Origin of the sequence: Halomonas sp. CKK8, from assembly GCF_029625235.1 — a bacterium.
GTDB classification, from domain to species: Bacteria; Pseudomonadota; Gammaproteobacteria; order Pseudomonadales; family Halomonadaceae; genus Halomonas; species Halomonas ventosae.
Window position 1 is genome coordinate 2,448,445 of record NZ_CP121193.1, and the last position, 22,670, is coordinate 2,471,114.

The following is a 22,670-nucleotide window of genomic DNA, read 5'->3' on the forward strand; positions in this document are numbered from 1 at the left end:
ACGGTACGGCAACGGAGCACCTCTTGAGCATCGCCGACACCCTCTTCCAGCTGGCGCCACCTCCGGGGCTGCTGCTGCTGATCATCGCCGTCATCGCCCTGGTGGAATCCCTGGCGCTGGTGGGACTGCTGGTGCCGGGGGTGGTCCTGATGACCGCCGCCACCTCCCTGGCCGGCCACCAGGACCTGGCCGTGGGGCCGGTGCTCATTGCCGCCTTCCTCGGCGCGGTGGCCGGCGACGGCCTGAGCTTCCTGCTCGGCTATACCCAGCGCGAGCGGGTGACCACCCTGTGGCCGCTGTCGCGACATCCCGAATGGCTCGCGCGGGGCGCCCGCTTCTTCCAGCACCACGGCCCGCTGTCGGTCTTCCTGGGCCGCTTCGTGGGGCCGGTGCGGCCCGTGGTGCCGCTGATCGCCGGCATGCTGAGAATGTCGCCCCGCACCTTCACCTGGGCCAACCTGGGCTCGGCACTGCTCTGGGCACCGGCCTACGTGCTGCCGGGCTTCCTGCTGGGGCGCACCTGGCAGCAGCTGCTGGACCTGCCCGAGGGCCTCAAGCCCTGGCTGGTCGCCCTGGGCGTGCTGGTGGTCATTCTTGCCGTGGTGTTCTCGTGGTGCCGCCACCTGGTGACCCGCGACGGGCTGGCCTACCGCGGCCTCGCCTGGCTGTCGCGGCGCACCCCCCTGGGCCGGCGCCTTTGGCGGCTGCTCGCCCCACCCCACGAGGAGGAGCCGCCCCTGGCCTCCTGGCTGCTGCTGATCCTCTCCCTGGCGGCCTTCTCGGCCTGGACCCTGGTAGTGATCCACCACCAGGGGCCGTTGGCCATGGACCTGCGTCTCGCGGGACCGCTGGAGCGCCTTGCACTGCCTGGACTGGACGCCTTCGGGGAGGTAACGGCCAGGGCCGGCGACCTGCTGGGCGTGCTCGCCCTGACCCTGCCCTGGGCAGCCTGGCTGCTGTGGCGCCGCCACCGGGCGGCCTTCTGGCACATCGCCGGCGGGCTCGCCGGCATCGCGCTGCTCAACACCCTGCTCAAGGCGACCATCGGCCGGGCGCGGCCGGACACGCCCGCCCACCTGGCCGACTCGCTCTCCTACCCCAGCGCCCACACTTCCACCGCCGTGGTGCTGTTCGGCATGGCCGCGGCCTTCGCCAGCCGGGAGCTGCCCCACGGCAGGCGCTTCCTGGCCTACTGGGCCGCCATTGCGGTGATCCTGCCGATGACCCTGTCACGCCTGCTGGTCGGAATGCACTGGCTAAGCGACCTGATCGGCGGCGCCCTGCTCGGCCTGGTGGTCTGTGCCCTGGTGCAGCTGGCCTGGCAACGACATCCGCGCCCGCGCCTCGGCCCCTGTCCCTGGCACCTGCTGGGCGTGGCGTCAGTGGTGCTGGTCGCGGCCCGCATCGCCTGGCTGCCGCTGGTCTAGCGCCGAGCGCCGAGCGCCGAGCGCCGAGCGCCGAGCGCCGAGCGCCGAGCGCCGAGCGCCGAGCGCCGAGCGCCGAGCGCCGAGCGCCGAGCGCCGAGCGCCGAGCAGGATGGTGCTCGCGCACCACTATGGCAACAAGGGAAAATCTCCAGCAGAGTAATCTGCTGGAGATTTTTTCTTGGCTGCCTGGCTGCCTGGCTGCTTGGCTGCTTGGCCCCGCCCGACGGGCATTGGATTACCCCAGCGCCAGCCAGAGTCCCACGCCGACCATCAGGCTCCCGGCGACGCGATTGAGCAGCCGCACATTGCCGCTCTCGCCGAGCAGCCGGCGCAGGGTGCGCCCACCGGTGGCATAGAGCAGCAGGCAGAGGAATTCGATGGAGAGGATCACCGCGATCAGCGCCAGCAGCTGGCCGACCAGCGGGCGCGAGGCATCCAGGAAGGGCGGCAGCAGGGCCATGAAGAAGGCCCAGCCCTTGGGGTTGGCCACCGCGGTGACCAGCCCCTGCAGGGCCAGCTGGCCCCGGGCGGCGGGCGGCCCCGCCTCCAGGGTCTGGGGTATCGCCATGCGTCCCCGGGAACGCCACATCATCACCCCCAGATAGCCGAGGTAGGCACCGCCCAGCCACTTGAACAGCGCAAAGAGCTCGGGCTGGCGAAGCATCAGGGCCGCCACCCCGGCACCGGCGGCGAAGGCCACCAGGCCCACGCCCACTAGCTCGCCGATCATCATCCACAGGGTGCGCCTCACGCCCTGGGTCATGCCCAGCACCATGGCCAGGGTCATGCACATGCCGGGGGTGAGCGAGACCAGCAGGAAGGTCGGCACGAAGACCGTCAGCACCGACAGCGAGATCATGCCTCGCCCCAGCGGGGCATCAGGCGATGCGCGACCCCCAGCTGGTTGAGGATCCGCGCCACGATGAAGTCGACCAGGTCGTCCACCGAGGTCGGCTGGTGGTAAAAGCCCGGCGCAGCGGGCAGGATCACCGCCCCCATGCGGGTCAGGGCGAGCATGTGCTCCAGGTGGATCGCCGAGAACGGGGTCTCGCGGGGCACCAGGATCAGCTTGCGCCGCTCCTTGAGCGCCACGTCGGCGGCGCGCTCGATCAGGTTGTTGCTGGCCCCGGTGGCGACCGCCGAGAGGGTCCCGGTACTGCAGGGGCAGATCACCATGGCCGAGGGCGCCCCGGACCCCGAGGCGACCGGCGCCATCCAGTCCTCGCGGGCAAAGCAGCGGATCTGGCCGGGCGCTGCCCCGCTGCGCTCGGTCAGGACCTCGGCCAACCGGGCGGGGCGCGCCGGCAGGTCATGGTCGGTCTCGGTGGCGATCACCAGGTGGGCGGCCTTGGAGATCAACACCCAGACCTGGTGGTCGGCCGCCACCAGCGCCTCGATCAGTCGCAGGCCGTACTGCGCCCCGGAGGCGCCGGTCAGGGCCACCGTGACCGGGTCACGCAGCTCAGTCGGCATGGGCCACCTCCAGCGCCGCCAGCAGCTTCTCGTGGATGCCGCCGAAGCCACCGTTGGACATCACCACGATGCGATCCAGCGGTCGTGCCTCGGCGACCAGGGCCGCCACCAGGGCATCGAGGTCGTCGAGCAGCCGGGCCGGTACCGGGCTTGCCTCGAGCACCGGCGACAGCGACCAGTCGAGCCCCGGCGGCTGGAACCAGAAGGCGGCATCGGCGGCGGCGACGCTTGCCGCCAGCCTGTCGCGCAGCGTCCCCAGCCGCATGGTGTTGGAGCGCGGCTCGATCACCGCCAGCAGGCGCCCGCGCGGGGTCGCGGCCCGCAGCCCCTCCAGGGTGGCGGCGATCGCCGTGGGGTGGTGGGCGAAGTCGTCGATCACCTCGATGCCCGCCACCTCGCCGCGCAGCTCCTGGCGACGCCGCGGGGTCGCGAAGCGCGACAGTGCGGCGGCGGCGCGCGGCAGGTCGACTCCGCAGGCGCTGGCCGCCGCCAGGGCGGCCAGGGCATTGCGTGCGTTGTGGGCCCCGGTCAGCGCCCAGTCGACCACCGCGTCCTCGTTCACCTCGGCACCCGCGTCATGGCACTCGTGGATGACCCGGAAGCGTGAGGCATCCTCGCGCTCGAGCTCCAGCCGCCAGGGACTTGTCGGCTGGGTGCCGAAGCGCTCCACCGGGGTCCAGGCCCCCATCTCGAGCACCCGGTCCAGGGCCGGCTCGCCATCGGCCACCAGCAGGCGGCCCCGCCCGGGCACGGTCCGCACTAGATGGTGGAACTGCCGCTCGATGGCGCCCAGGTCGTCGAAGATATCGGCGTGGTCGAACTCCAGGTTACCGAGGATGGCGATCTCGGGGCGGTAGTGGACGAACTTGGAACGCTTGTCGAAGAAGGCCGTATCGTACTCGTCGGCCTCCACCACGAAGGGGGCATCGTTTGCGCCGAGCCGCGCCGACACGCCGAAGTTGCGCGGCACCCCGCCGATCAGGAAGCCCGGCGTCTGGCCGCCGGATTCCAGCAGCCAGGCCAGCAGGCTCGCCGTGGTGGTCTTGCCGTGGGTACCGGCCACGGCGATCACCCGCCGCCCCGGCAGGACCTCCTCGGCCAGCCACTCGGGCCCCGAGACGTAGGGCAGCCCCAGGTCCAGGACCGCCTCGACCTCGGGATTGCCCCGGGAGAGGGCATTGCCGATCACCACCCGGTCCGGCCGCGGCGAGAGGTTGTCCGCCGAGTACCCCTCGCACAGCGCGATGCCCGCCTCCTCGAGCTGGGTGCTCATGGGCGGGTAGACGTTGGCATCCGAGCCGCTGACGGTGAGGCCCAGCTCTCGGGCCAGCAGGGCCAGGCTGCCCATGAAGGTACCGCAGATACCGAGGATATGAAGGTGCATGCGCTCTCCGGGAATCTTTTCGCCGCCAGCCGCGGCGCGACCTGCGCGAGACTAGCATGGCGCCCTCGGCGCGCTCCAGCCGCCACCGTCGCCCGCTGCGCCCAAGGCGACTTGGGCCTGGCAGGCACGCAGGTGCAGCCAATGCCACTTTCGGCTAGACTCACGGGCTTTCGGAACCCTCGACGTGACCAGGAACAGGTAAGCCCCATGGCCCAGCACAACGCCTTCTACGCCCAGTCCGGCGGCGTCACCGCCGTGATCAACGCCAGCGCCTGCGGCGTGATCGAAGCCTGCCGCCGCCATCCGGACCAGATCGGCAAGGTCTATGCCGGCCACAACGGCATCATCGGCGCCCTCACCGAGGACCTGATCGACGTCAGCCAGGAATCGGACGAGACCATCGCCGCCCTGCGCCACACGCCCGGCGGCGCCTTCGGCTCCTGCCGCTACAAGCTCAAGGACATCGAGTCCCACCGCGCCCAGTACGAGCGGCTGATCGAGGTCTTCAAGGCCCACGACATTCGCTACTTCTTCTACAACGGCGGCGGTGACAGCGCCGATACCTGCCTCAAGGTCTCGCAGCTCTCCGAGAAGCTCGGCTATCCGCTGACGGCCATCCACGTGCCCAAGACTGTGGACAACGACCTGCCGATCACCGACAACTCGCCGGGCTTCGGTAGCGTGGCCAAATATATCGCCACCTCCACCCTGGAGGCCTCGCTGGACATCGCCTCGATGTGCGCCACCTCCACCAAGGTCTTCGTGCTCGAGGTGATGGGACGCCACGCTGGCTGGATCGCCGCCGCCGGGGCGCTGGCCGGCCAGGGCGAGGGAGAGCCGCCCCACCTGGTGATCTTCCCCGAGGTGCACTTCGACCGCGCCAGGGTGATGGCCCGGGTAGAGGAATCGGTCAAGAAATACGGCTACTGCGTGATCGTGGTCTCCGAAGGGGCGCGCTACGAGGACGGCACCTTCCTCGCCGACTCCGGCAACACCGACGCCTTCGGTCACCGCCAGCTGGGCGGCGTGGCGCCGACCCTGGCCGGCATGGTCAAGCAGGACCTGGGCTACAAGTACCACTGGGCCGTGGCCGACTACCTGCAGCGGGCCGCCCGCCACCTGGCCTCGAGGACCGACGTCGAGCAGGCCTACGCGGTGGGCGAGAAGGCCGTGGAGCTGGCCATCGAAGGCAAGAACTCCATGATGCCGGCGATCAAGCGCGTCAGCGAGACCCCCTACGAGTGGCGCATCGAGGCCGCCCCGCTGGCCGAGGTCGCCAATCGCGAGAAGTTCATGCCGCGGGAGTTCATCCGCGAGGATGGCTTCGGCATCACCGAGGCCTGCCGCCGGTACCTGTCGCCGCTGATCCAGGGCGAGGATTTCCCGCCCTTCGAGAACGGCCTGCCGAAGGTGGCGCACCTCAAGCTGGCGCGGGTCGAGCGCAAGCTGCCCGAGTTCAAGATCTAGGCGGCCAAGCGGCCAAGCGGCCAAGCAATGGGATGGACTCCTCCTCACCCTACTCCCGGCGTCAATGCGCCACACTGGAGGGGTTAGCTACTTCCACCAGCCTGTGGATGAGGAGGAGCCCAAATGAACATTAGTCGGGTAGGTGTCGATCTCGCAAAATCCGTCTTCCATGTGCATGGCGTGGACCGCCATGGCCAAGTGCAATGGCGTGGCCAGTATCCCCGTCACCGGTGGCTGAAGGCCCTGCTCACGCGAGTCCCCAAGGGAACCCCGATCGGCATGGAGGCCTGTGCCTCCGCCCATTACTGGGCCCGAGCCCTTCAGCAATACGGCTATCCTGTCAGACTGATCGCTGCCCAGTTCGTCAAACCCTACGTGAAGAGCCACAAGAACGATCGTGTCGATGCCGAAGCGATCTGTGAAGCCATGAGCCGACCACAAATGCGCTTCGTGCCGGTCAAGACGGTCGCCCAACAGGATACCCAAGCCAGCCACCGTATCCGCGAGGAACTGGTCGGCCAGCGCACGGCCAAGGCCAATCAGATCCGTGGATTGGTCGGTGAGTACGGCCTGGTCGCGCCCACCGGCCTGGCCCAGCTACGCGCCGCCCTGCCACAGTGGCTGGAAGACGCCGACAACGGTCTGACCGAGGCCTTCCGGGGACTGCTCGCCGGTCTGGCTGAGGACCTGCGCCATCTCGATGCACGGATTGCCGCGCTCGATGCCCACATCACCCAGCACCTTCAGCACGATCCGGTCGCGCGACGCCTGCTGGCGGTGTGCGGTATCGGGCCGCTCACCGCCAGTGCCCTGGCCAGTGCCCTCGGCGATGGCCAAGCCTTCTCGCGGGGGCGCGACTTTGCCGCCTCCCTGGGGCTGGTCCCCCGGCAGCACAGCACCGGGGGCCGTCAGCGATTGCTAGGGATCACCAAGCGCGGGGATGGGTACCTGCGCAAGCTGTTGGTACATGGTGCCCGCGCGGTACTGCAGCATGCCGCCAAGAAGAGCGACCCGCTCAGCCAGTGGCTCAATACGCTGGCGTTACGCAAGCATCCCAACGTGGTCATCGTGGCCTTGGCGAACAAGATGGCACGATTGGCCTGGGCCATGACGCGCCACCAGACGCCCTATAATCCGGCTCTGGCGGCTGGCTAACGCCGCCTGCTCCTGGCCAGCGGACCGTCACACCGCCGTGGCCACTCGTCCCACCTGCCACGATTGCAAGACACGCTGAGAGATGGCGAACAGGTCGAACCGACGTGGGGTCATTCCGTGCTTGGCCCAGAGCCAGCAAAGCTCGTCCAAGCGTCATGGAACCCAACGTGCGCATAGCCCATCAAGGTCCGGTGCCGGACGGCACCATCAACGAGACCGGATATACGCTGGCAGTCGTACCTTCTCGCCACCGACCATCGTGTTTGCAAACGAGGAGGAGTCCATATACGGCCAAGCGGCCAAGCGGCCAAGCGGCCAAGCGGCCAACTATGAAAGATCGGCGCTAGCACCGATGCCAACGAGTCCCCGCCAGGTATCAAGTCCGGCGGGGTCTTTTCGTTCCCGGCTCGATCTCGCTGCTTACCGCCCGTCACCAGACTGCTCGGCGCTCGGTGCTTGTCGCTTGGAGCTGCCCGAAGGGCCTTATCGCAACAACCAGGAGAGCACCAGCAGCAGCAGCAGGATGCCCGCCACCCCCTGCCAGAAGCGGTTTGGCTCCCCCGGCCTGCGAGAGCCGCCTTCTCCCGAATCACGGGCTGGATCCCGCAGCGGACGCAGCGCGCGACGGAACTCCGACATGCGCCGGAAGCGCAGTGCACGCTGAGGGTCCAGGGCCCGGCGCAGGGCATCGTCCAGGGCCACGGGCACCTCGGGGTTGAGGGTGCGGGCACTGCGATAGGCCAACTGCTCCAGGTCGGTGTGGCTGCGCAGCCGGTTCGGCGCCAGGGCATAAGGCAGCTCGCCGGTGAGCAGCCAGTAGATGGTCGAGGCCAGGGAGTACTGGTCGCTGCGACGGCCGACATCATCCTCCAGCGCATACTCCGGCGCACTGTGCTCGGTCAGCCCGAGCTGTCGAACCAGCCCCCGTGAGCGGCGGTGACCGTCCACGTCACGCAGGTGGCAGGCGCTGAAATCGGCCAGCACCACCTGACCGTGGGCATCGATCAGCACGTTGTCGGGGTGGATCCGCTGGTGCAGCAGATCGCGGTGGTGCAGCGCCTGCACCGCCTTGCCCAGCTGGTTGGCAATGTCGAGGCGCTGCTCGAGGCTCGCCTGGGGGTGACGCCTGGCCCATTCGGCCAGGGTCTCGCCCTTGACGTGGGCCATCAGGTAGTAGAGGAAGCGCCGCGGCCGCGAGGGCTCCATGATGCGCACCACGAAGGGCGACTTGACGCGCTCCACCACCCACTGCTGCAGCAGGAAGTGCTCCAGATAGGCATTGCGGCTGGAGAGTTCGGGACTCGGCGCCTTCATCACCATCTCGCGGCCGCTGTGCAGGTCGCGCACGTGATAGACCCGCGACTGGGCCGTGCGCGAGAGCACCGACAGCACCTCGAGGCCGTCGAGGCGATCACCGGGCGAGAGCTCCGGGGGGATCGGCAGGTCACCATAGACACGGCCGGGCTTGTCCTCCGAGGCCTCATCGGGCAAGGCATCGATGCGTACCAGCTGGAAGCAGAACTGGTCGCCACCATACCCCCGCTCTTGGGCCCGCTCACGTGCCGCCGTGCCCAGCCGCTCGCAGGCGGCATCCAGGTCACTGGCATCCTCGCGGATCAGCCGCACATAGTCCGAGGGCATCAGGGTGCCCTGTACCGCCTGGGTGGTGAACAGGAAGATGTCCCCCTGCTTGAGCGGCATGCTGGCGTAATCGATCTCCAGGCCACTGTCCATGCCCATGGCCCGGGAGGGGTAGCGGTAGCCGCCCAGATCGGTGACATGATCCCGGGAGAGCTGCTCGAACTCGGCACCGCGCAGGCGGAACACCAGGGTATCCCCCATATGGAAGAGGTGTGCCTCGCGCCCCCGGTAGACCATGGCGGAGAGCGAGGAGACATAGCTGCCGTCCGACATCTGGCGGTTCTGGCTGAAACACCAGGCGTTCAGCGCCCGCAGCACGCGGGTCGCCGAGGTCTTGACGTCCCAGTGGTCGGGGGTGGAGAAATAGTCGGCCAGGAAGCCCTTGACGCTGAGATCCCCCGCCTGCTTGGCCAGGTTGTTGCGCAGGGTGGAGTCACTGATCAGGGCGCAGGCGCCCTTCGCCGCGAGCAGGGGGGGCTCAGGGAAGCGCACCGACATCGAGCTGCGATGCCGCCGCCGTTCAGGCGCGACGAACGCCTGTCCGTAGCTCAGTGACAGTTGCACGGGTGTCAAGGCAGTCTCCTCGGAGTCGACGCGATGCACCGGCCGGTGGCCGGCGCCTTCCATCGGAGACCCATGATACACCCTGCCCCGCCGGCTCGCCCATCGACCAAAGGCAAGGCCTCCAACCTAAGGCCCATTGGTAATCCCCGCCTCGGCTTCGTATAATTCGGCGGATTTTGCGCCTGCCCGATTCGCCAAGCCTCATTATTGCCAACCCAAGGAAGCGACGATGAACTTCGACAACATCCCCGCCGGCAAGGACCTCCCCAACGACGTCTACGTCGCGATCGAGATCCCGGCCAACCACGCGCCGATCAAGTACGAGATCGACAAGGACATGGGGGCACTGCTGGTCGACCGTTTCATGGCCACCCCGATGTTCTACCCGGCCAACTACGGCTTCATCCCCCACACCCTGGCCGACGATGGCGACGCCCTGGATGCGCTGGTGGTGACGCCCTATCCGGTCCAGCCCGGCGCCGTGATCCGCGCCCGCCCGGTGGGCATCCTCAACATGACCGACGAGGCCGGCGAGGACGCCAAGCTGGTGTGTGTCCCGCACCCCAAGCTCTCCAGCCTCTATGACGACGTCCATGAGGTCACCGACCTGCCCGAGCTGCTGCGCCAGCAGATCGCCCACTTCTTCGAGAACTACAAGGACCTCGAGAAGGGCAAGTGGGTCAAGGTGGAGTCCTGGGAAGGCTCCGAGGCGGCCTGCAAGGCCATCGAGAAGGCCGTGGCCGCCCACGAGAAGGCCTGAGCCTCGAGGTCAGCTGCCCATGGCAGCACCGCCTGACGTGATAACGGGCCGCCCAAGGGGCGGCCCGTTAACGTTACGCGACATCCTCGGTCTTCAGCTCGCCGGCTGATCACCTTCGGCGGTGGCACCGTCGTCGGCCGAGGCCTCGTCGCCCCCCTCCTCAGAGGTATCGGTGGGCACCTGCTCACCCTCGCCCGCGTCACCGTCGGACGCGGCGGCACCGTTGGCCGAGGCCTCGTCGCTGCCCTCCTCTCCCGCCTCGGCAGGCGCCGGCTCGCTGCCGGAGGAGGCCATTTCGCCCTCGCCAGTATCGGGGGCCTGCTGATCGACGACCGGTTCAACGGTGGCTTCCTCCCCGGTCGGCGCAGCCTGCGCTTCCTCGGCAGCATCCTCGCTGCGCTCCACTTCCACCACCGGCGGCTCGCTGGCCGTAGGGGCCGGGGTGGGCGTCACCTCGTCCAGACCCTCGGTGACCTGCCTCGCCAGGTCCCGGGCACGCACCATGTGGTTGGCCAGCACCAGCGAATGGTTGGCGAAGATGCCGAAGCCCGAGCCATTGAGGACCAGCGGGCTCCACAGCCGACGCTGGCTGCGCTGGAGCACGGCCACCAGCTGTTCCCAGCGCTCGGTGACCCCGGCAGTGGCCAGCACGTCGGCCTGGTCGCGCTGTACCGCCTCGAGCAGGTGCATCAGCGCCCAGGCCTGGCCACGGGCCTCGAAGAAGACGTCATCGACCCGGTACCAGGGCGTTCGGGTGGGCAGGGCCTCGGCATCGATGTCCAGGTCGCGCAGCTCATCGCGGCTGCCGATGCTCGCCGAGAGCCGCAACCCCAGGTCGTCCAGCGACCCGGTGATCGCCTCGAGCCAGGCCGCCAGGCCCTGCCCCTGGTCACCGAAGCCGGCCTCACCGCCCTCGCCGAGCGCAGCAAGGTAGCCGTCCAGCCCATCCAGGGCCTGCTCCAGGCGCTTCTCGGTGGAGGGGTAGAGCCAGTCGCGGCTATCCCCCATCAGTCGCTCCTGCACGCCCTCCAGCACCGGGGCCGACGACTGTTCCATGGCGGGCAAGGACCTTGCGAGGCGGCGGGCCTGTTCAAGCACGCCCAGCTCCCAGGCCGGCATGTTGTCGAGCCATAGCCCGGGCGGGGCAACATCGTTGCGCAGGTAGCCGCCCGGCTTCTCGAGCAGGGTCTCGACCAGGGTCATCAGGCCGGCGGTGGTCACGGCACCGCGGGACGCCGGGCTGCCCGACGCCGCGCCGCGCTGCTCGGCGACGGCCTGCTCCACGTTGAAGCCTGCCGGTGTCCGGCTCCACCAGATCCCCAGCCCCAGGCACACCACCAGGTAGATGACCAGCAGTACCAGCAACGGCTTCCAGATCCAGCCATACTCCGGACGCTCGAGTACCTCGGTGCGACTGCGGCGCCTGGCGGCACCCTTATGCGACAACGCCATGGTCAGGTTCCCTATGAAGATGAAAGCGTGCGGCGACGCGACAATACGGCGCAGCCTCCCAGGCGGGATGCCATCAACAGCCCCCTGCTACTGCGATATCCTAGCAGGACCTTGGGCTCGCCGCCGATGGGCAGGAACCCGGTCGCGAGCCAAGGGGTCAAATCTGCGCCATGACATCAACACGTCCACCGCAATAAGGAAGTGCCGTGCCGACCGCCCTGCGACTCGCCCTGCTGATCACGCTGCTGCTGCCGCTGGGGGCCCAGGCCCAGTGGTTCTCCCAGAATGACGACGAGACGTTCCTGCCGGTGCTGGAGGCCTTCCAGGCCAGTACCTGGCACGATGGCGAGACCCTCCATGTGGGCTTCGAGAACGCCGAGGGCTACTATCTCTATCGCCACCAGTTCGCCGTCGAGTCCGACGTGGAAGGCCTCTCGCTGGGCGAGCCCGAGCTTCCGCCGGGACTGGCCAAGAGCGACGAGTTCCTGGGCGACGTCAATGTCTTCTATGACAGCGTGGTCCTCGAGGTACCCCTCGAGCCAGGCCACCAGGGGCCGCTGGACATCACCCTGACCTTCCAGGGGTGTGCCGATGCCGGCCTCTGCTACCCGCCGGAACGCCTCGAGCTGACCGCCCCGGAGGGCGAGGCACCGGCCACCTTCGCCGGCTGGACACCGAACGACGAGGCGGGCAGCTCCGGCCGCGACACGTCGGGCGGCGATATGCCTTCCGCCGACCAGGCGTCCGGACGCGGCGACCTCGCCGCGACTGGCGGTGATGCCCCGGGTGGCGCCCCTCGGAGCGAGGATGGCCGCTTCCGCACCCTGATGGCCGAGGCCAGCCTGCCGCTGGTGCTCGGGCTCTTCTTCCTCGCCGGCCTGGGACTGACCTTCACGCCCTGCGTGCTGCCCATGGTGCCGATCCTCTCCTCGATCATCGTCGGCCAGCATCCGACCCGCTCCCGGGCCTTCGTCCTCTCGACCAGTTACGTGGGGGGGATGGCGCTCACCTATGCCGCCGTGGGGGTACTGATGGGCCTGTTCGGGGCCGGCCTCAACCTCCAGGCCCGCCTGCAGTCGGCCCCGGTGCTGATCACCTTCGCCGCGCTCTTTACCCTTTTCGCCCTGGCCATGTTCGGCGCCTTCGACCTGCGCCTCTCGCCGAGGCTGGCCGGACGCATCGACGGCTGGCAGGCCCGCGCCCAGCGCAGCGGCCCCGCGGGCCTGGCCCTGGCGGGGGCGCTGTCGGTGCTGGTGGTCTCGCCCTGCGTCTCAGCGCCGCTGGCCGGCGCCCTGGTGTTCATCTCCACCACCGGCGATGCACTGATGGGCGGGGCCGCGCTGTTCGCGCTGGCCCTGGGCATGGGCGTGCCACTGCTGCTGGTGGGTACCTTCGGCACCACCCTGCTGCCCCGCTCCGGTGCCTGGATGAACGGCATCAAGGCCGCCTTCGGCATCCTGCTGCTGGGGGTCGCGATCTGGCTGGTGGAGCGCCTGCTGCCGGGCAGCATCGCCCTGCTGCTGTGGGCCGGGCTGGCCATCGGCAGCGCCCTGGCGCTGGGCGCCCTAAGCGTCAACCAGGCCCAGGGCTGGCCACGGGTCCGCCAGGCCGCGGGGCTGATGCTGCTGGTCTGGGGCATCGCCCTGGTGATCGGCGCCTCCCGCGGCGGGGAGGACCCGCTGCGCCCCCTGGCGCCCGCCAACCCGGTGGCCGGCACCTCGACCGGAGAGTCAACCGACGTTGCCCGTGAGATCACCACCGTGGAGGACCTCGACGCCTTGCAGGCCTCGCTGGCAGAGAGCGACGAACCGGCCTTCGTCAACTTCACCGCCGACTGGTGCATCTCCTGCAAGGTGATGGAGCGTGACGTCTACCCGGCACCCGAGGTGGCGGGACAGCTGGCCAACTTCCGGCGCATCAACGTCGACGTCACCGACAGCGGCGCCACCAGCCGCGAGGTGCTGGACCACTTCCAGCTGTTCGGCCCGCCCAGCCTGCTGTTCTTCGACGGCGGCAAGGAACTGCGCGATGCCCGCGTTCAGGGCGAGGTGGACGCCCCCCAGCTGGCCAGCCACCTGGAGGGTGTGCTGGACTGGCTGGAGAGCCGGCAAGGGTGAACCCGCACCATCCAGGACGCCCGCTCGAACAGTGTTCCTGCACGGCTGGACATCCTTGCCGATTTTCGGCAGACTCCGGCCTCATTGCTCTTTCATGGTCAATAGATGCATCAAGACACGCTATCTTGCCGCGATCTATTGCAAGTTGGCCGGGGTTGACAGCACCCCGGGTCACCCCCCAACCCCACCGGTCGAGACAACGTCATGGATATCCGCAAGGTCAAGAAGCTGATCGAGCTGCTCGAAGAGTCCAACATCAGCGAGATCGAGATCCAGGAAGGGGAGGAATCGGTTCGCATCAGCCGCCACCCCAACGGCACGAACTGGCAGACGCCCATGCCTCAGCCCTATGAGGCACCGGCTGCAGCGGCCCCCCAGGCGCCGGCACCGGCTGCCGAGCCCGCCGCCGATGCCGCCCCGGCCTACCAGGGACATACCGTCAACTCGCCGATGGTCGGCACCTTCTACCGTTCGCCGGCACCCGGCTCCAAGGCCTTCGTCGAGATCGGCTCGAGCGTCAAGAAGGGCGAGACCATCTGCATCGTCGAAGCGATGAAGATGATGAACCAGATCGAGGCCGATCGGGACGGCGTGATCGAGGCCTTCCTGGTCGAGGATGGCGAACCGGTCGAGTTCGACCAGCCGATGCTCGTCATCGCCTGACGCTCCCCGTCCTCATCATTCACCAACTGGCGGATTCCTCATGCTGGACAAGGTCCTCATCGCCAATCGTGGCGAGATAGCCCTGCGCATCCTGCGCGCCTGCAAGGAACTGGGCATCAAGACGGTGGCGGTCCACTCGACGGCCGACCGAGAGCTCATGCATGTGCGCCTGGCGGACGAGGCCGTATGCATCGGGCCGGCTTCCTCGGCGAACTCCTACCTGAACATCCCGTCGCTGATCAGCGCCGCGGAAGTCACCGACTCCAGTGCCATCCACCCCGGTTACGGCTTCCTCTCCGAGAATGCCAACTTCGCCGAGCAGGTCGAACGCTCCGGCTTTATCTTCATCGGTCCCCGTGCCGAGACCATTCGCCTGATGGGCGACAAGGTCAGCGCCATCGAGTCGATGAAGAAGGCCGGCGTGCCGACGGTGCCCGGCTCCGACGGCCCCCTGGGTGATGACGAGGGGGAGATCCTCGCCGTGGCCCGGCGCATCGGCTACCCGGTGATCATCAAGGCCGCCGCCGGGGGCGGCGGGCGCGGCATGCGCGTGGTACACACCGAGGCGCACCTGCTCTCGGCGGTCAACGTCACCCGCACCGAGGCCTATTCCTCCTTTGGCGACGGCACCGTCTACATGGAGAAGTTCCTCGAGAACCCGCGCCACGTGGAGGTGCAGGTGCTGGCCGATGGCCAGGGCAACGCCATTCACCTCTATGACCGTGACTGCTCGCTGCAACGCCGTCACCAGAAGGTGATCGAGGAGGCCCCCGCCCCGGGAATCGACGAGACCGCCCGCGCCGAGGTCCTCGAGGCGTGCCGGGAGGCGTGCATCACCATCGGCTACCGGGGCGCCGGCACCTTCGAGTTCCTCTACGAGGACGGCCAGTTCTTCTTCATCGAGATGAACACCCGGGTCCAGGTGGAGCACCCTGTGACCGAGATGGTCACCGGCGTGGACATCGTCCGCGAGCAGCTGCGCATCGCCTCGGGCCTGCCGCTGTCGGTGCGCCAGGAGGACGTCAAGCTCGCCGGCCACGCCTTCGAGTGCCGCATCAACGCCGAGGATGCCAGGACCTTCATGCCCTCGCCGGGCAAGGTGACCCTCTACCACCCGCCCGGCGGTCTCGGCGTGCGCATGGACTCCCATGTCTACACGGGCTACACCGTGCCGCCCCACTACGACTCCCTGATCGGCAAGCTGATCACCTGGGGCGTGGACCGGGAGACGGCGCTGATCCGCATGCGCAACGCCCTGGACGAGCTACTGGTGGAAGGCATCAAGACCAACACCGACCTGCACAAGGACCTGGTGCGCGACGGCTACTTCCAGCAGGGCGGCGTCAACATCCACTACCTGGAGAAGAAGCTGGGGTTGTAACTCCCCCGCTTCCTGCCAATGTGATTCAGCCCCGTGTGCGGAAGTGCTCGGGGCTGATCCGTCGACAGGCCCCGAAGTGTCGGACCATCGAGGGGGCGCTGTGAACCCGTCCTTGGGCGCTACCGATGCCATCCCTGGCATAGGACCCCCTCTTCGGCCTGTCCCCGGCGCCCCTCGCTGCCAGCCAAAGCGACGACATCACCCCACCGCTGGTTTCAACTCTCCTAGCGACCACGGAACGCCCATGCCCTGGATGCAACTCAAGGCCCGCATCGCCCCCGAGCACGCCGAGCTCCTCGAGGAGCTGCTGCTCGCCGAGGGCGCGACCGCCATCACCCTGCAGGACGCCTTCGACGACCCGGTCTTCGAGCCGGAGCGGGGCACCACCCCGTTGTGGGACGAGACGGTGCTCACCGGCCTCTACGACGACCTGGAGGGCATTGAGGCGATGCTCGACCGGGTGCGCCAGGCCTGGGCCGCCGAGTTTCCCGAGGAGCCCTGCCCCGAGGTCGAGGTCGAGCTGCTGGCCGACCGCGACTGGGAACGCGAGTGGATGGACGACTTCCACCCCCTGCAGATGGGCGAGAAGCTGTGGATCGTCCCCAGCTGGCACGCCCCGCCGGCGCCCGACGCCGTCAACCTCCACCTGGACCCGGGGCTGGCCTTCGGCACCGGCACTCACCCCACCACGGCACTCTGCCTGGCCTGGCTCGACGGCCTGTCGGTGGCCGGCGAACTGCAGGGCCTGGCAGTGCTCGACGTGGGCTGCGGCTCAGGGATACTCGCCATCGCCGCCCTCAAGCTCGGGGCACGACAGGCCACCGGCACCGATATCGACCCCCAGGCGCTGCAGGCCAGCCGTGACAATGCCGAGCGCAATGGCGTGGTTGATGCCGACTTCCGGCTCTGCTATCCCGAGCAGCTCGAGCCGGGCGACTTCCCGCTGGTGGTCGCCAATATCCTCGCCGGGCCCCTGGTGGAGCTCGCCGAGGAGATCGCCGGCCGCGTGGCACCGGGGGGCCGGCTGGCCCTCTCGGGCATCCTCGAGGGCCAGGCCGAGGCGGTCCTCGAGGCCTACCGCGGACAGGGCCTGGTCATGGACGAGCCGGAGCTCCGCGAGGGCTGGGTGCGACTTTCCGGGCGGCGATCCGCCGGGCGCCGCCCCTGACGGGCATTCGCCTTGAGTAGCGGTTCACCAACGCCAACCGGGGGCGTATGATATGCAGCCCCTGACGCCAGCGACCCCGACCATGTCCGACTCTCGCCCCCTGCCCCGCATCGGCCGCCACCAGCTCCCCAACCGGGTGGTCCTGGCGCCCATGGCCGGGGTTACCGACCGCCCCTTCCGGACGCTCTGTCGGCGTCTCGGGGCCGGCCTGGTGGTGGGCGAGATGGTCACCTCGGACCCCAGCCTCTGGCATACCCGCAAGTCCCGGCTGCGCATGGACCACCGCGGCGAGCCGGGCCCGCGCAGCGTGCAGATCGCCGGTGGCGATGCACAGATGCTCGCCGAGGCGGCGCGCCTCAATGCCAGGATGGGCGCCGAGATCATCGACATCAACATGGGCTGCCCGGCCAAGAAGGTCTGCAACAAGGCGGCCGGCTCCGCCCTGCTGCGCGACGAGGCCCTGGTGGCCGAGATCCTCACGGCGGTGGTCGACGCGGTGGACGTGCCGGTGACGCTGAAGATCCGCACCGGCTGGTGCGCCGACAGCAACAACGGCGTACGGGTCGCGCGCATCGCCGAGGACGCCGGCATCCAGGCCCTGGCCGTGCATGGCCGCCATCGCCAGCAGCGCTACGGCGGCGAGGCCGAGTACGACACCATCGCCGCCATCAAGGCTGCGGTGTCGATTCCGGTGTTCGCCAACGGCGATATCGATTCTCCCGCCAAGGCCGCTCGCGTCCTCGACTATACTGGTGCGGATGCGGTGATGGTCGGCCGCGCCGCCCAGGGCAACCCCTGGATCTTCCGCGAGATCGACCACTACCTGCGCCATGGCCAGCAACGTGCTGCACCGGGGGATCAGGAGCGCGCCGAGGTCCTTCGCGACCACATGGCGGCCCTGCATGGCTTCTATGGTGAGCATCTAGGGGTGCGCATCGCGCGCAAGCATCTCGGCTGGTACCTGGCCGGAGATGCACGTTTCGACGACGCCGGGCGGCGTGCCCTGCGGGCCACCTTCAATGGCCTGGAGAGTCGCCATGCCCAGCGCCGCTTCATCGATGAACTCTTTCGTCACGACCCCGCCGCGACCCCGGGTCGCATTGCTCGGGCCGTGGCACCGGATGGAATCTGTGCCGCATGACCAGCAGCCAATCCTTTGACCAGAATGCCGCGCTGCCCGAGCTGGATGCCCGGGCCTCCCATGATCTCGCCATGCTGAGCGAGGGCGCGCGACCGGGCCCGTCGGATGACCGGCCCCTGCGCGAGGCAGTAGAGGCCTCGCTGGCCCGCTACTTTGACCATCTCGACGGCAGCAGCGTCAGCGACCTCTACGCCATGGTGATGGCCGAGGTCGAGGCCCCGCTGCTCTCCTCGGTCCTCGACCATACCCAGGGCAACCAGACCCGCGCCGCCGAGATGCTCGGCCTTAACCGCGGCACCCTGCGCAAGAAGCTCAAGCACTATGGCCTGATCTGACCGCTCCCCCGAGGGAGTCCGTGGCACTCCCTTAGCTTTCCCGCCGCCCCATTCACCACCATCGACAGAAGAGTGACCCCCATGGCCCAAGCCTCCTCCGCCGCGGTTCGCCGCGCCCTGATCAGCGTCTCCGACAAGACCGGCATCGTCGACTTCGCCCGCGGCCTCGTCGAGCAGGGCGTCGCATTGCTCTCCACCGGCGGCACCTTCCGCCTGCTCCAGGAGAACGGCATCGACGTGACCGAGGTCTCCGAGCACACCGGCTTCCCGGAGATCATGGACGGCCGGGTCAAGACGCTGCATCCGAAGATCCACGGCGGCATCCTGGGGCGCCGCGGCCAGGACGATGCGGTGATGGCGGAACACGGCATCGACCCCATCGACATGGTGGTGGTCAACCTCTACCCCTTCTCGGCCACCGTGGCGCGGCCGGACTGCACCCTGGAGGACGCCATCGAGAATATCGACATCGGCGGCCCGACCATGGTGCGGGCCTGCGCCAAGAACCATGCCCACACCACCATCGTGGTGGATGCCGGCGACTACGCCCGGGTGCTGGGCGAGATCGCCGCCGGGGACGGCGCCGTGTCCGATGCCACCCGCTTCGACCTGGCAGTCAAGGCCTTCGAGCACACCGCCGGCTACGATGCCGCCATCGCCGACTACCTGGGCCAGCGGGTACCCGGTGGCGAGGACGGCTTCCCGCGCACCTACAACCTGCAGTTCGAGAAGAAGCAGGCCATGCGCTACGGCGAGAACCCTCACCAGAATGCCGCCTTCTACGTCGAGGCCGACGCCAGCGAGGCCAGCGTGGCCACCGCGACCCAGTTGCAGGGCAAGGCGCTCTCCTTCAACAACGTCGCCGACACCGATGCCGCCTTCGAGTGCGTCAAGGCCTTCACCGACACCGCCTGCGTGATCGTCAAGCACGCCAACCCGTGCGGCGTGGCCGTGGGCGCAAGCCCCCGAGAGGCCTACGAGAAGGCCTTCGCCACCGACCCGACCAGCGCCTTCGGCGGCATCATCGCCTTCAACGTGCCGCTGGACGAAGAGACCGCCCGGGCCATCGTCGACCGCCAGTTCGTCGAGGTGATCATCGCCCCGGGGGTCGAGGAGGCGGCGCTCGCCATCGTCGCCGAGAAGAAGAACGTGCGCCTGCTCGATGTCGGTGCGAAGTGGCCCGGCGAGCGCGAGCACGCCCATGACTTCAAGCGCGTCACCGGTGGCCTGCTGGTTCAGGACCGCGACCTGGGCATGGTCGGCCGCGACGAGCTGACCGTGGTCACCGAGCGGGTGCCCAGCGAGCAGGAGATGCGCGACCTGGCCTTCGCCTGGAAGGTGGCCAAGTACGTCAAGTCCAACGCCATCGTCTACGCCAAGGACGGCCAGACCATCGGCGTGGGCGCCGGACAGATGAGCCGGGTCTACTCGGCGAAGATCGCCGGCATCAAGGCTGCCGACGAGGGTCTCTCGGTGCCCGGCTCGGTGATGGCCAGCGACGCCTTCTTCCCCTTCCGCGACGGCATCGATGCCGCGGCCGCCGCCGGCATCGCCGCGGTGATCCAGCCCGGCGGCTCGATGCGCGACCAGGAGGTGATCGACGCCGCCAACGAGGCGGGCATCGCCATGGTGTTCACCGGGATGCGCCACTTCCGGCACTGAGCAGCCAAGCAGCCAAGCAGCCAAGCTGATTTTCGACTGCGCAAAAGCAAGCCCCGAAGGTCGCGGCCTTCGGGGCTTGCTTGTAGCTCGGCGCTCGGCGCTTTCAGCTTGTCGCTATCAGCCCAGATCGATGCAGAGGTACTTGGTCTCCAGGAACTCCTCCAGCCCCTGGTGGCCACCCTCGCGACCCAAGCCCGAGGCCTTGACCCCGCCGAAGGGCGCGGCGGCATTGGAGATCAGCCCGGTGTTGATGCCCACCATGCCGTACTCCAGGGCATCGGCGACGCGCCAGACGCGCCCCAGGTCCCGGGAGTAGAAGTAGGAGGCCAGGCCGTACTCGGTGTCGTTGGCCATGTTGACGGCGTCCTCCTCGTCATCGAAGGGGAAGACCGCCGCCAGCGGACCGAAGGTCTCCTCGTGGGCCACCTTCATGCTGGTGTTGGCGAAGCTGATCAGGGTCGGCGTGAAGAAGTTGCCGCCAAGCGGGTGCGGATGGCCACCCAGCAAGAGCTCGGCGCCCTGGTCCACGGCGTCATGGACATGCTCGCTGACCTTGGCCACCGCCTTGTCGTCGATCAGCGGGCCGATGTTGATCCCGTCCTGGGTGCCGTCACCGACCTTGAGCTCGCTGTTCATGGCGACCGCCAGCTTCTCGCAGAAGGCGTTGACCACGCTGGACTGGACCAGGAAGCGATTGGTGCAGACGCAGGTCTGGCCGGCGTTGCGGAACTTGGCGGCCATGGCCCCCTCCACCGCGGCGTCCAGGTCGGCATCCTCGAAGACGATGAAGGGGGCGTTGCCGCCCAGTTCCAGGGAGATCTTCTGGATGTGCTGGGAGGCCTGGGCCATCAGCTGGCGACCCACCTCGGTGGAGCCGGTGAAGGTGATCTTGCGCACCAGCGGCGACTCGGTCATCGCCGCGGCGATCTCGGAAGCGCGGCCCGGCACCACGTTGAACACCCCGCGCGGCACCCCAGCCCGCTCGGCCAGCTTGGCCAGGGCGGTGGCGGAGAACGGTGTCTGGCTGGCCGGCTTGACCACGATGGTGCAGCCCGCGGCCAGGGCGGCACCCGCCTTGCGGGTGATCATCGCCGCGGGGAAGTTCCAGGGGGTGATGGCCCCCACCACGCCGATGGGCTGCTTGGTGACCACGATGCGCTGGTTGGGCTTGGCGGCGGGCACGGTCTCGCCGTAGATGCGCCGCGCTTCCTCGGCGAACCAGCGCAGGAAGCTCGCCGCATAGGCAATCTCGCCGGCGGCCTCCTTGAGCGGCTTGCCCTGCTCGAAGGTCATGATCATGGCCAGGTCGTCCTGATGCTCGAGCATCAGGTCGTGCCACTTCATCAGGATATCGGCGCGCTCCTGGGCGGTCATCGCACGCCATGCCGGCAGGGCGGCATCCGCCGCGGCGATGGCCCGCTCGGTCTCGGCCCGCCCCAGGCGCGGCACATCCCCCATGGCCTCGCCGGTGGCCGGATTGAGGACGTTGATCTGCTCGCCGCTGTCGGCGGCGACCCAGCTGCCGTCGATATAGGCGAAGGGACAGTAGAGCTGCGTTTCCTTGAGGGCTTGCATGATCGTCTCCTGCCGCAAAGGCGGCCTCTTGTCGGTTTGCCCCCATGCTAAGCGAAAGACCCCGGTGCACCAAGCACCGGGGTCCTTTATCTGTCATCGACGCGGGCCAAGGCTCAGCGTGGCCGGCGCGGCTCCCGCGAGTCGGATAGTGTGATGGAGACGGAGTCGGCGAAGCGCAGCGCATGGGGCTTGTCGATCTCCACCTGGGCGGTCAGCACCTGGTCGTGACCCATGATCAGGTCCAGCACCTCGCGGGTCATGCGCTCGAGCAGCAGGAAGCGGTGGTCCTCCACCAGGGCGATCACCTGCTTGGTGATGGTGCGGTAGTTGAGCGCCTGCTCGATATGGTTGAACTCGACGGCCTTGTCGGCGCGATAGCGGATCACGGCATTGATGACCACGTCCTGGCGGTTCTTGATCTCGTCATCCTTGATGCCGATGTGGGTCCGCAGCCGCAGGTTCTTGATGCGGATCGTGGCGAGATCATGGTCGAAATGCTGGTCGTCCAGGGCATGCATCGGCATGGGGGGCTCCTTGCGGGGGAATCAGCGGCCGTTCACCAGGGTGAGGAATTCCTGGCGCGTGCTCTGCTTCTCGCGGAAGGCACCGAGCATCACCGAGGAGGTCATGCTGGAGTTCTGCTTCTCCACCCCGCGCATCATCATGCACAGGTGGCGCGCCTCGATCACCACCGCCACCCCGCGGGCCTCGGTGACCTGCAGCACCGCCTCGGCGATCTGGCGGGTCAGGTTCTCCTGGATCTGCATGCGCCTGGCGTACATGTCGACGATACGAGCGAACTTGGAGAGCCCCAGCACCTTGCCGCTGGGCAGGTAGGCGATATGGCACTTGCCGATGAAGGGCAGCAGGTGGTGCTCGCACATGGAGTAGAGCTCGATGTCCTTGACCAGCACCATCTCGTCGGTCTCCGACTCGAACACCGCGCCGTTGACGATCTCCTCCAGCGACTGGGTATAGCCCCGGTTGAGGAACTGCATCGCCTTGGCGGCCCGCTTCGGGGTGTCGCGCAGCCCCTCACGGTCGGGGTCCTCCCCCAGTTCGTGGATGATCCGGCGATAGTGGTTGGCGAGTTCTTCGGTCATGGTCAGGCCCCGTGGCAATGTCGGTGTCCGATGGGTCGTTGGTGGATGGCCTGGCCATCACAACATGTACAGAAGATATACAAGTTTTTAATCTTGTACAATAAGAGAGTCTCGGGACTCGTTAGTCTAGCGCATGACGCCTGACAACGCAGCGGCGGGCATTGCCGGAGAGTGACATCGTGTCGCGTCTTCACCGCCACCG

Annotated in this window: 19 protein-coding genes; 11 read left to right on the forward strand and 8 right to left on the reverse strand. The window is 68.3% G+C overall.

Annotated features, from left to right (window positions below):
- The first annotated feature begins 23 nt into the window (after window positions 1-23).
- Complete coding sequence (locus tag P8934_RS11640) at window positions 24-1,427, forward strand: bifunctional DedA family/phosphatase PAP2 family protein (protein ID WP_278031184.1); 1,404 nt, start codon at window positions 24-26, stop codon at window positions 1,425-1,427.
- 235 nt (window positions 1,428-1,662) lie between these two features.
- Here the strand turns inward: P8934_RS11640 and P8934_RS11645 are convergent, their stop codons facing one another.
- Genes P8934_RS11645 through mpl form a run of 3 tightly spaced genes read right to left on the reverse strand, consistent with a single transcriptional unit; the run spans window position 1,663 to window position 4,284 of the window.
- On the reverse strand, window positions 1,663-2,286 hold the full coding sequence (locus tag P8934_RS11645; protein ID WP_278031185.1) for a LysE family translocator: 624 nt from the start codon (window positions 2,284-2,286) through the stop codon (window positions 1,663-1,665).
- Window positions 2,283-2,900, reverse strand: a complete 618-nt coding sequence (locus P8934_RS11650; RefSeq protein ID WP_278031186.1) for a flavin prenyltransferase UbiX — start codon at window positions 2,898-2,900, stop codon at window positions 2,283-2,285. The genes P8934_RS11645 and P8934_RS11650 overlap by 4 nt, the downstream gene beginning before the upstream one ends.
- Window positions 2,890-4,284 (reverse strand): UDP-N-acetylmuramate:L-alanyl-gamma-D-glutamyl-meso-diaminopimelate ligase, encoded by a 1,395-nt coding sequence (gene mpl, locus P8934_RS11655; RefSeq protein ID WP_278031187.1) that lies wholly within the window; start codon window positions 4,282-4,284, stop codon window positions 2,890-2,892. The genes P8934_RS11650 and mpl overlap by 11 nt, the downstream gene beginning before the upstream one ends.
- 207 nt (window positions 4,285-4,491) lie before the next feature.
- On the opposite strand from mpl, the gene P8934_RS11660 reads away from it, so the two are divergent.
- Window positions 4,492-5,751 (forward strand): 6-phosphofructokinase, encoded by a 1,260-nt coding sequence (locus P8934_RS11660; protein ID WP_278031188.1) that lies wholly within the window; start codon window positions 4,492-4,494, stop codon window positions 5,749-5,751.
- A 123-nt stretch (window positions 5,752-5,874) separates the two neighbouring features.
- Window positions 5,875-6,906 (forward strand): IS110 family transposase, encoded by a 1,032-nt coding sequence (locus tag P8934_RS11665; protein WP_278031189.1) that lies wholly within the window; start codon window positions 5,875-5,877, stop codon window positions 6,904-6,906.
- Between the two features lie 483 nt (window positions 6,907-7,389).
- On the opposite strand, the gene P8934_RS11670 is transcribed toward P8934_RS11665, so the two are convergent.
- Complete coding sequence (locus tag P8934_RS11670) at window positions 7,390-9,120, reverse strand: bifunctional protein-serine/threonine kinase/phosphatase (protein ID WP_278031190.1); 1,731 nt, start codon at window positions 9,118-9,120, stop codon at window positions 7,390-7,392.
- Window positions 9,121-9,340: 220 nt separating this feature from the next.
- Between P8934_RS11670 and ppa the strand changes: the two genes are divergently transcribed.
- Window positions 9,341-9,871 carry an inorganic diphosphatase gene (ppa, locus tag P8934_RS11675; protein WP_106230354.1) on the forward strand — a complete coding sequence of 177 codons (531 nt, stop codon included), beginning with the start codon at window positions 9,341-9,343 and terminating at the stop codon, window positions 9,869-9,871.
- Between the two features lie 93 nt (window positions 9,872-9,964).
- Here ppa and P8934_RS11680 read toward each other — a convergent pair whose 3' ends face one another.
- Window positions 9,965-11,323 (reverse strand): DUF2333 family protein, encoded by a 1,359-nt coding sequence (locus P8934_RS11680; protein ID WP_278031191.1) that lies wholly within the window; start codon window positions 11,321-11,323, stop codon window positions 9,965-9,967.
- Between the two features lie 206 nt (window positions 11,324-11,529).
- On the opposite strand from P8934_RS11680, the gene dsbD reads away from it, so the two are divergent.
- The 7 genes from dsbD (at window position 11,530) to purH (ending at window position 19,790) form a co-directional block, all read left to right on the forward strand.
- Window positions 11,530-13,440: a protein-disulfide reductase DsbD gene (gene dsbD, locus P8934_RS11685; protein WP_278031192.1), complete on the forward strand. Its 1,911-nt coding sequence runs from the start codon at window positions 11,530-11,532 to the stop codon at window positions 13,438-13,440.
- Between the two features lie 204 nt (window positions 13,441-13,644).
- The gene (gene accB / locus P8934_RS11690; protein WP_133635539.1) at window positions 13,645-14,103 is read left to right on the forward strand and encodes an acetyl-CoA carboxylase biotin carboxyl carrier protein; all 459 of its coding nucleotides are present in this window, start codon (window positions 13,645-13,647) and stop codon (window positions 14,101-14,103) included.
- A 40-nt stretch (window positions 14,104-14,143) separates the two neighbouring features.
- The gene (gene accC / locus P8934_RS11695; protein WP_278031193.1) at window positions 14,144-15,484 is read left to right on the forward strand and encodes an acetyl-CoA carboxylase biotin carboxylase subunit; all 1,341 of its coding nucleotides are present in this window, start codon (window positions 14,144-14,146) and stop codon (window positions 15,482-15,484) included.
- Between the two features lie 244 nt (window positions 15,485-15,728).
- Window positions 15,729-16,652: a 50S ribosomal protein L11 methyltransferase gene (prmA, locus tag P8934_RS11700; protein ID WP_278031194.1), complete on the forward strand. Its 924-nt coding sequence runs from the start codon at window positions 15,729-15,731 to the stop codon at window positions 16,650-16,652.
- Window positions 16,653-16,734: 82 nt separating this feature from the next.
- Window positions 16,735-17,793 (forward strand): tRNA dihydrouridine synthase DusB, encoded by a 1,059-nt coding sequence (dusB, locus tag P8934_RS11705; protein ID WP_278031195.1) that lies wholly within the window; start codon window positions 16,735-16,737, stop codon window positions 17,791-17,793.
- Complete coding sequence (fis, locus tag P8934_RS11710) at window positions 17,790-18,128, forward strand: DNA-binding transcriptional regulator Fis (RefSeq protein ID WP_278031196.1); 339 nt, start codon at window positions 17,790-17,792, stop codon at window positions 18,126-18,128. Before dusB ends, fis begins: the two co-directional genes overlap by 4 nt.
- A gap of 81 nt (window positions 18,129-18,209) precedes the next feature.
- Window positions 18,210-19,790, forward strand: coding sequence for a bifunctional phosphoribosylaminoimidazolecarboxamide formyltransferase/IMP cyclohydrolase (gene purH / locus P8934_RS11715; RefSeq protein ID WP_278031197.1), 1,581 nt, complete (start codon window positions 18,210-18,212; stop codon window positions 19,788-19,790).
- A 117-nt stretch (window positions 19,791-19,907) separates the two neighbouring features.
- On the opposite strand, the gene P8934_RS11720 is transcribed toward purH, so the two are convergent.
- From P8934_RS11720 to folE, 3 genes are all read right to left on the reverse strand, one after another.
- Complete coding sequence (locus tag P8934_RS11720) at window positions 19,908-21,365, reverse strand: NAD-dependent succinate-semialdehyde dehydrogenase (RefSeq protein WP_278031198.1); 1,458 nt, start codon at window positions 21,363-21,365, stop codon at window positions 19,908-19,910.
- 113 nt (window positions 21,366-21,478) lie between these two features.
- Window positions 21,479-21,889 (reverse strand): dihydroneopterin triphosphate 2'-epimerase, encoded by a 411-nt coding sequence (gene folX, locus P8934_RS11725; RefSeq protein ID WP_106230363.1) that lies wholly within the window; start codon window positions 21,887-21,889, stop codon window positions 21,479-21,481.
- A gap of 21 nt (window positions 21,890-21,910) precedes the next feature.
- Complete coding sequence (gene folE, locus P8934_RS11730) at window positions 21,911-22,468, reverse strand: GTP cyclohydrolase I FolE (RefSeq protein ID WP_106230364.1); 558 nt, start codon at window positions 22,466-22,468, stop codon at window positions 21,911-21,913.
- Window positions 22,469-22,670 lie beyond the last annotated feature (202 nt).

Bases quoted from the DNA above. Each gene is read 5' to 3' on its own strand.
- P8934_RS11645 (WP_278031185.1), bottom strand. From the start codon at position 2,286: ATGATCTCGCTGTCGGTGCTGACGGTCTTCGTGCCGACCTTCCTGCTG.
- P8934_RS11650 (WP_278031186.1), bottom strand. From the start codon at position 2,900: ATGCCGACTGAGCTGCGTGACCCGGTCACGGTGGCCCTGACCGGCGCC.
- mpl (WP_278031187.1), bottom strand. From the start codon at position 4,284: ATGCACCTTCATATCCTCGGTATCTGCGGTACCTTCATGGGCAGCCTG.
- P8934_RS11660 (WP_278031188.1), top strand. From the start codon at position 4,492: ATGGCCCAGCACAACGCCTTCTACGCCCAGTCCGGCGGCGTCACCGCC.
- P8934_RS11665 (WP_278031189.1), top strand. From the start codon at position 5,875: ATGAACATTAGTCGGGTAGGTGTCGATCTCGCAAAATCCGTCTTCCAT.
- ppa (WP_106230354.1), top strand. From the start codon at position 9,341: ATGAACTTCGACAACATCCCCGCCGGCAAGGACCTCCCCAACGACGTC.
- P8934_RS11680 (WP_278031191.1), bottom strand. From the start codon at position 11,323: ATGGCGTTGTCGCATAAGGGTGCCGCCAGGCGCCGCAGTCGCACCGAG.
- accB (WP_133635539.1), top strand. From the start codon at position 13,645: ATGGATATCCGCAAGGTCAAGAAGCTGATCGAGCTGCTCGAAGAGTCC.
- accC (WP_278031193.1), top strand. From the start codon at position 14,144: ATGCTGGACAAGGTCCTCATCGCCAATCGTGGCGAGATAGCCCTGCGC.
- prmA (WP_278031194.1), top strand. From the start codon at position 15,729: ATGCCCTGGATGCAACTCAAGGCCCGCATCGCCCCCGAGCACGCCGAG.
- dusB (WP_278031195.1), top strand. From the start codon at position 16,735: ATGTCCGACTCTCGCCCCCTGCCCCGCATCGGCCGCCACCAGCTCCCC.
- fis (WP_278031196.1), top strand. From the start codon at position 17,790: ATGACCAGCAGCCAATCCTTTGACCAGAATGCCGCGCTGCCCGAGCTG.
- purH (WP_278031197.1), top strand. From the start codon at position 18,210: ATGGCCCAAGCCTCCTCCGCCGCGGTTCGCCGCGCCCTGATCAGCGTC.
- P8934_RS11720 (WP_278031198.1), bottom strand. From the start codon at position 21,365: ATGCAAGCCCTCAAGGAAACGCAGCTCTACTGTCCCTTCGCCTATATC.
- folX (WP_106230363.1), bottom strand. From the start codon at position 21,889: ATGCCGATGCATGCCCTGGACGACCAGCATTTCGACCATGATCTCGCC.
- folE (WP_106230364.1), bottom strand. From the start codon at position 22,468: ATGACCGAAGAACTCGCCAACCACTATCGCCGGATCATCCACGAACTG.